Below are 8,717 nucleotides of genomic sequence, written 5' to 3'. Positions count from 1 at the left end.
TGCGCAGCTCCTTCCTTATTTAGCGTCTGTAAAAGATGGCATCATCTGCTGGCTTCTGAAGTGATGCCTTCTCTTTATAAACAAATAGGTAAAGTACATGTTTCCCAAGAGGATATTAACAAGCAGGCTTTTATCTTAGGTAGGATTTATAAGCTAGAAATTAGGCTTTCTGAAACAGCAAAGGTAAATGCAATCTTTAGGCAAATCTTTACTTTAGCTAGTTCTCTTTCTCCTCTAGAATTTAAAGGAAAGACTGAAAAAAATTATTTTACTTTAGCTAACTACTCATCTTATCTTGTAAATATTAATCGCCTTTTACTTTGGAAAAAACTTCCTGGTGGGGAAGAATATTTAAGTCAAGAAAAAATCAAGTATTTACCTTTAGAAAAACAAGGGGAGCTTTTTAGAGGTTGGATTGAAGAAAATTGTAAAAATACCACAGCTTTAGATTTATCTAGAGTAGGCTTGACTTATTTACCCCCGGAGATAGGCCAATTGCCTAATCTGCAATGGCTTATGTTAGATCATAACCAGCTCACTAGTCTGCCTACAGAAATCGGGCAGCTGTCTCGATTACAAGCGCTTTACTTAACTCAAAACCAGCTCACCAGTCTGCCTGCAGAAATTGGGCAGCTGTCTCAGCTGCAAACGCTGGCCTTAAATCAAAACCAGCTCTCCAGCTTTCCTGCAGAAATAGGGCAGCTATCTCAGCTGCACTGGCTTTACTTAAATCAAAACCAGCTCACCAACCTTCCTGCAGAAATAGGGCAGCTGTCTCAGCTGAAAGGGCTTCAATTAAATCAAAACCAACTCACCAGCTTTCCTGCAGAAATCGGGCGGCTATCTCAGCTGCACTGGCTTTACTTAAATCAAAATCAGCTCACCAACCTTCCTGGAGAAATCGGGCAGCTGTCTCGATTACAAGCGCTTTACTTAACTCAAAACCAGCTCACCAGCCTTCCTGGAGAAATCGGGCGGCTGTCTCAGCTGCAATGGCTTGATTTAACTCAAAACCAGCTCACCAGTCTGCCTGCAGAAATCGGGCAGCTGTCTCAGCTGCAATGGCTTGATTTAACTCAAAACCAGCTTACCAGCCTGCCTGGAGAAATTGGGCAGTTGTCTGAGCTGGAATGCCTTGACTTAAATCAAAACCAGCTCACCAGTCTGCCAGCAGAAATCGGGCAGCTGTCTCAGCTTACCAAACTTGAATTAGCGGAAAATCCTTTGAAAGATATTGCAGAAAAAATAAGGCAGCGTTTTCCATTGTAGAATGGTTGTAAGTACTTTTTAATTTGGGGAGGGCTAAAATGAAATAAAAAATTTTTAGCCATCTTATCTTTAAACAAGCCATCCAAACTTAAATCAAAACCAGTTCACCAGTCTGACAGCAGAAATCGGGCAGCTATCCAATTGGTGGGATATCTCTCCCTTGTCGGCAAACATTTTGCCAAAAATGTCTGCCGACAGATCAGACACAGGGACTTGGGTCTCCACATTTCATGGTGTTAACATATAAACCAAACATTTCCCCTCTATCATTAATAGCTAAGTGTAATTTAAATCCATAGAAGTGCCCTATAGAATTTTTTTTCCTTTTTGCTATTTTTTTTAAAAACTAGGAAGGGAGTGGATACGACGGGTATGACATACTGCCAATAGAGTAGAAGTGATAAATTAAATGCCTGTACACTCCTTTAAACAAGCTTGTGAATAAATAAAAAGAGAAAACAAGCATGTCTTCTTTAAAGTGATAAACTTATGATAGGAAAGAACAAGAGGAAGATATTTTTTCAGCGACGGAATGACTTATCGCCTATGGTAATCTTTAAATGTTCTATAGCCACTTTTATGAAACGATAACACTACTCATCGCCTCGCTTAATGATAATTTTGGCCCTCTATTTCTTTTATTGTTTTTCCCACTAGCGATTCTTAAATAGCTTTCAAACCATATTGTGTGCCATTAACCTCTGATTGCTTACAAAAATCATCCTTATCGCAAAAAATGGAGATTAATCAATGGACATCTTTTTCAAACATTTCGACCTTCTAGCTTTAAGTTTTTTAAGTGCAAAATACTTTTAAAACCTGTGAAGGCCTTTTTTCCAACTATTTCCTTATTCGATAACTCGTGTTAACTTACCAAAAATTTCTTTTCGACGTTTTTAGCAGGTGGAGTAGGTAGTAGATGCAAATACAAAAATCAAACAACTGAGGGCTAATTTAAAGGGATGAAAAAGTTAAAAAAAGAAGGAAAGCTTCTAAAGCTTGTACGAATACAGTCTAGCTTATTCTTACTTCTATTAAAAATAAAAATGATCAAAATTAATTGCCCTAAATGAAAAAATTTTACCCTCTAAAGCTTTTTTTCTATTTCTTTCTCTAGTATTTTCATGAGCAAGATTATTGGAATAGAATCTTATTACTTTCTCATCCAAGGGATACAGGTTTATTTTTCCTTTAGTAGGAATTACCTTTCTAGCGCAAGGGCGCTTTTTTCTTCTATCCGTTTTAGAAGCATTTGCATAATTTCTAAAAATAATCCCTCATTTAAATCATCATTATGAAAAAATTTATCGTAAAAAGTTCTTAATACTTCTTGGAGATGAATTTCATCCACGCTTGCCATCCACAAACCCCATTTACCCAATTGATTAGCCCAAAAGCTTTGATTTTCATTAACAAAGAAATTAATTAAATCGTACAAGATGGTGGCAGTCAGTGATAAACCCTGCTGAAATTTTCCTTCCATCTTAGCTTCATTCTCTTTTATTTTTTCTGCGGAGGTGCCCATTTTTTTAAACTTTACCGCTCGCCGAATTTCTTCTAATTCCTCTTTCAGTCTTATAATTTTTTTGTTGTGCTGCTCAGCTTTATGATTATCCTCTGCCGCCTTCAGTAGATTTCTTTTATCTTCAATCTGACGCTTTAATTGTTGTTTTTTAACCTTTAAGGTATTCAAAGTTTCAGGATTTAATAAATTTTTTATAAATTGATCATTTAGATAATTTTTATTAAGAGCTTGAGCCATTAAATCAGTAATTCCTAAAATAGAAGCTCGAACAGGATGCATGGCTGGTACTAAAACAGCTGTTAACGCATTTCTAACTCGAGAAGTCTGTGTAATGTGCTGTATAAACGTCTCTAGGAACGTAATCTTAGATGCGGTGGGATCGCCTCCTAGCTTACCCATTTTGATAATATTAGCAATCATGTCTACGTAAACCGTTTGTTTATCGTTGGCTCCTATGAAGAAGTTGTTTAAAGTAGTATCAATATCCACAGCTTCCAAGGTCGCATCAGGAGAGATTTTACGCAGCACTTTTTGCTTTTCTCTAAGTTCTGTAACTATTTTTTCTAATAGGGGATTAAGATAAATGAGAAAGTATTCATGGCTTGCAGGGTCTAATTCCATTTCAGGATGTTTTTCGTAGATTTTCTGCAGCAGGATCTCAGCAATCCTTTTTACAGCTGCTCCGCTAGTTGGATCCTCAATTAAGAGCCTTAGTTGGGAGTGAGAAATGTCTCCAATATGATACTTTGCTAAAAATGCTAGGGTAAAATCAATTAAAATATTAGGTAGATGGTTTTCTAGAAAATCCACCTCGCTAATTTTAAGCGCCTTCCACGAACATTTAAGTCTACTTGAACAAGACTCCCATAATTCCTCAACAAGCCTTCCTTTAAGCCGGGGCTGCAAATGACTCTCAAGCATCATGGCGAAAAAGTAGGTGGAGTGTTGTTCATTGATAGTCATAGTATAAGAAACAAAAGATCTTATTATTTCTTTATGAATAAGAGAAAAAGTTTCTGCCAGGAACTCCATCCGTTTTTTTTCTTCGGATAAAATTGTAAAAATTCCTTTCAATTGCTGAGCTAAGACTTTGGTGGCATTTTGTCTAACTACATTAAGAATAAATTTTTTGCTAATCTTAACAACCGTGGTGTTTATGGTATCAATTTTGCTAGCAAATTTTGGTGGAAGCAAAGATTTAAGAAATTGGTGAAGCTCTTTCCCCATATTTTGAATTTCAGGCTCGATAATGATGTTGTCTAGTAGCTCTTCAAAAGCATCTAGTACTATAACCTTCCCTTCCACAAGTTCTTGATGGCCTGTTGGTAAAGCATAATTAAGAAGCTTTTCAACAAGGGGTAAGAAAAATTTATTTTCTTCTACAGCCTTATACCCTTCTATATCTTCTTTTTTTATATGAGAAGGAATATCAATTAAAACGCGTGCTAAAGCAGGTAGATTGTATCGAGGCTCTCCCGTCGTATCCTTAGCTATTAGCTCTCTCGCTATATGCTTGCGCCAAACAGCTTCATTTTCTTTTCCTTTAACTAGGGATAAGCTGGCGCCAACAATTTTTTCTGCTTTAATTAAATTAACTAACTGGTTATTAATCATTTGCGCTGAATTATCAAAAAGGTTTTTATAGTCTTCGTCAGTAATAAGATTAATTAAAGTAGCTATACGATTAAAAAGCAGCGAAGATAAGCGCTGCATATTATTAGTTAAATGGCGCTCTACCATACCAGAGAGCTTATTTTCTAAAAAGTATTGAAATTCATCTATGTGACTTTCCAATTTATATCTAATAAGCCACTGAACGGCCGCAACATAAAATTTAGAAACCATAATATCATATTTTACATCACGAGGACCGGTATATTCTGCTAAAGAATGAATTTCTTCCGAATGGTTATACTTTTGGCTTGCCCATTGGCGAATGGGCTCCAAATAAAGCTGTAAATCATCATTCGTTGTTACGAGATTCATTTTTCGCACATAAGCTTCCATCTTATCGAACACGCCTTCTTTGAGGGCCCCATCTTTATCTTTTAGCTCTTTAAGTAAAATATTAAAAAAGCTTTTGGTGGAGGTATCAAGCTCAAACTTATAACCGTGCTTTATAACTTTTTTAAGAATAGTATTGACCCACGGAGAAATGATTTTGGTTATCCAATCTAATACTTGAGGGATGCTCTGCGGAAGATTTTGAGCATTCCTTTCTACGGTATGGGTAAGGGGTCGTATTTTCTCCTGAAAGATTTCTTGGCTAATTCGTGACATGAAATCATCAACAAACTTGCCTACTTTTTGTAAAGAAGGATTTAAATCATGAATGTCTTCCTTAAAAAAGAAGTTGTAGTTTAGTTGTCCCGTCTCTGGTTCATTCTCCACTATTTTTATCTCTTGGATGGCACTGACTGCTTCTACCGAAGGCGTAGAGGGAACAGTTAGAGCGGGGGCAGGAGTTGCTTCTTTGTCCTTATTTATGTATTCCATCAGTTTAATTTGTTTACCGCTTAAGCTTATTTTCTTTGTTCTAAATAAGTTAAATAAACGGGCAAATATTCCAACTATAAAACGGCGAATTTTTCCCCATGTAGATAATCTTTCCCCTGTCAGGGGAATTTCAATCTTTAGGGGTGGAGTTTGGCGAGATTGTGCGGTCACAGGCACAGTGATATGATCAATTTTCAGCTGATTGTTGGGATGCAATAAAGGCTTTACTTCGCGGTTGAGCGCCGTGGTCATATGGATAGCTGATAATGAGGTTAAAAGAATTTTATTGAGCAAATGCTCATTAAATGACTGGCGGCCAATAGTCTTAGCAATGACTCTGAGAGCTGTTTGTCCAATCTTATCAGCAGTATTTCCTACCAGGTAACGAAAAATAAATTTGCCAATTAGAGGCATTTTTTTCTTTGCTTTGTAAAGCATCATGTCGTAACCCAGTCTTGCGACTTTATCTACTTCTACAGAAAGATTTTTCTGAGCTTGGATTACTTCTTTTTGATGCTTATTATCTTCTGCTAATATTTCCTCTTTTAACTTCAAGTTATGTTGTAAAAGTTTTTTCATGCTTAGCAACTGATTAAGCAATCTGTCATCATTGCTATTAAAGCCAACTTTTTCTTCTACTTGCTTTATTCGTTCTTCTATAGCCTGTATATCTAATTCAAGCTCTTCCAAGGAAGGATATTGCTTGATCAATTTCTTCATAACCTCTCGATCAAGATATTTATCTTCCATCAAAGGAATTAGGCGATTAAGACCAGGCCTGTAGGATTGACGAAGATTATGCAAAGAGCTAGTAATCAGCTTACTGGACATATTGCGTATGGTTTTTAGGTTAAACAAACGCGGAAGAAAATTGCCAAATTGGCCTACACGCAAACCTACGTCAATAAAATTGGCAAAATGAGGGTTATTGCCTTTTGCATTTTCTTCTTTGTAATAGGCTTTGATAATTGCAACAACTGATCTTATTCCATCTTTCTTAGGATCTCTTTTCTTTACTTTTTGGATCAGTTTGACGATTTCATCTAGACGTATTTTAACAATATTAAAAAAGGCCTCTTCTTTTTCTTTAGAAAATCCGTAAAGTTTTCCTTCTTCGTTAGCCAATTGAAACAAAAGCTGCAAAAGTTTTTTCTCCGCTGCTGCATGGGGAAGCTTGTAAAAATAAGGAGCAAGCTTATTAAGATTATGGTAAATGAGATCATCTGCAAAAGATTGCACCATCATGTCTACCGTAGCCGGTAATATGCTGCTTGTCATTACAAGATTAAGCTCTTCAGGATTCGACGTTTGTTTAATAAGGAGCTCTAATGCTTCGTTAAAGCCTATTTTGATTAATTCAGAGCACCCATCCAAAGCTAGCTCTTTAAAATCACTAGCGTTTTTACCTAAGTCAACCAATTCAGTGTATTGTTCAGGAGTTAAAACCATTTGAGCTATCTCTTTAGCTTCATTGAACAGCTCAGTAAATTCTTCAGGAAGTTTTATGGTAGATAATAGGTTTTCTAAGCCCTTGACATGCTTACCATTTTCGATAACATCAGGTAAAAGAGTATTTAAAAAAAGCTTAGAAATTTCTTCTGTCGTATTATTTTCTATTACAAATTCTTTGCTGCCATTAAGCGCGAGGAAGGTTTTAAATAAAACATCTTCCTCAATTGCAGGTACTCCCCCCATTTCGTGAAGTTTTTGTAAATATTTTTTACAAAGATTATAGTCTCTAATCTCTTTTTGAGTTTCAGGCTTGCATGTAATAACCCGTTGAGCATACTTTTCAAGTTTTGCATGCTCGCTAGCAGCTTTTTCTGCTTCTTCATAGCTATCAGCCACATTTGTAAGGTGATTGCTTATGACCTCGACTATCTTATCGAATAGCACAGTAAATTGCTCATCGCCCATATTGTCTAAAATTTCAGCTAGGCGCCCAGAGACCAAATCAGTTATATTTCTAGCATTCTCTTTTAGGGAAGCTTCAACAATGAGAGGGAGCCTGTTTTGGAGAATGTGATTGGCTTTATTTTTGTAAAAAATAATTTTCTTTTCCACTAGCAAATGTAAAGCTTGTTGGAAAACATAATTAATCATCTCTTCTGAAGGCTTGTAAGGCTCATCATTAAACAAGCTAAGAAGTGATTGTGTATGATTAGATTCAAAAAGCCAATCTACAATTTTAGCACTGCAAACCTCTAAGTGTTCTTTAATATTTTTTTGAGGTAAACTTTCAGAAGCAGGTGGAAGCACAAAATCAACTTTACTATCCATCTTATTTAACAATTCTGCCTCGAAGGCCAGATGAAACTCTTTACGCTCCTTAAAATCTAGAGGTTGAACATCCTGCACTGCCCAGCCCAGCAATTTATCAATTTGCTCTATAGCCTTTTGATTAACTTCAAATTTTTGAATTAATTCAAAAATAGGCTTTACGGAAAGACTGCCAATCTTAATAGCTTGTTGGGCTAGATCGCTGACAATACGAGGTACTTCTTCCGATTTCTCATTTACCCATTTTACAGGGGAAGCGATGTACTGTTCATGGATGCATTCCATCGCTAGTTGAGCGAGTTGGCGGGAAAAATCCCTCATACCCTCCAATGACTCATTAAAATGTGAGGGAGCTTCTTTATTAGAACAAGCAACAACTTCAAGCTTATGGGGAAATTTATAAAGTTGAGTGTGTTTAAATTTCTCAATTATCCTTAAATCTCTTTTAGTTAAAGGAACGTTATATAATTTTCCACAGCTTAAAAAGCGCGTAGTGTGGCGCCATACTCTAGCAATCCCCTGAGAAAAAGAAGGGTGAAGGCGATCTTTTTGAGGATTAGAACTTGGCGCAGGTACAGCTAGCTTAGCAGGCTTGATAGAAGGGAGAGGATGCATAAATTCACTTAAATTTAAATTATAGTTTTACCATTGTAGTATATTAGATTTAACCTTTAAAGTAAATTAACAGTAGATTAAGTTCTTATAAATTTATGCCCGATTAAATGCCAACTAAGCATTTTTTAATATTTTTTAGACTTTTTTATTTTTAGGGCGGGGGTGAGGATTGACAAATCCGTAGAATTTTTTTCTGAACATTCGTTTAATTTATAGAACCGTTCTAAATGGGGAGGTGACCAGGAGCATTGCCCTACTTAAATCATTACTGCCAAACAGGTAATGCAAACAAAAATATTACAGTAAAATGAGTTGGGTGCAAGCGTGTTTGGCTAGCTGCAGGCCTATAGAATCCTCCCTCTACAGGTTAGCATTTTTCTGTGGCAGCTTACTTGCGTACATCCTCCTATTAAAGCCTTTCTTCCAATTGCAAAATATCAAAAGCTTATTTCTATAATTTCCTTTTTAGCAATAGAAAAAATTAACAATTAAAAAATATTTATAACTATATTCATTAAAACTTAAAAATCGC

General features: G+C 36.1%; 2 protein-coding genes. One reads left to right on the top strand and one right to left on the bottom strand.

Translation table 11 applies throughout. From position 1 onward, the window contains the following. A partial coding sequence (locus NEOC84_RS04570; RefSeq protein ID WP_207391799.1) for a leucine-rich repeat domain-containing protein occupies positions 1–1,269 on the top strand: 1,269 nt, incomplete at its 5' end. A gap of 1,201 nt (positions 1,270–2,470) precedes the next feature. On the opposite strand, the gene NEOC84_RS04560 is transcribed toward NEOC84_RS04570, so the two are convergent. Beyond that, positions 2,471–8,185: a hypothetical protein gene (locus NEOC84_RS04560; RefSeq protein WP_166155816.1), complete on the bottom strand. Its 5,715-nt coding sequence runs from the start codon at positions 8,183–8,185 to the stop codon at positions 2,471–2,473. Positions 8,186–8,717: the final 532 nt, after the last annotated feature.

Source organism: Neochlamydia sp. AcF84, from assembly GCF_011087585.1.
Classification (GTDB): Bacteria; Chlamydiota; Chlamydiia; order Chlamydiales; family Parachlamydiaceae; genus Neochlamydia.
Note: the sequence above shows the minus strand (reverse complement) of the source record. Positions and strands in the feature narration are given on the sequence as shown.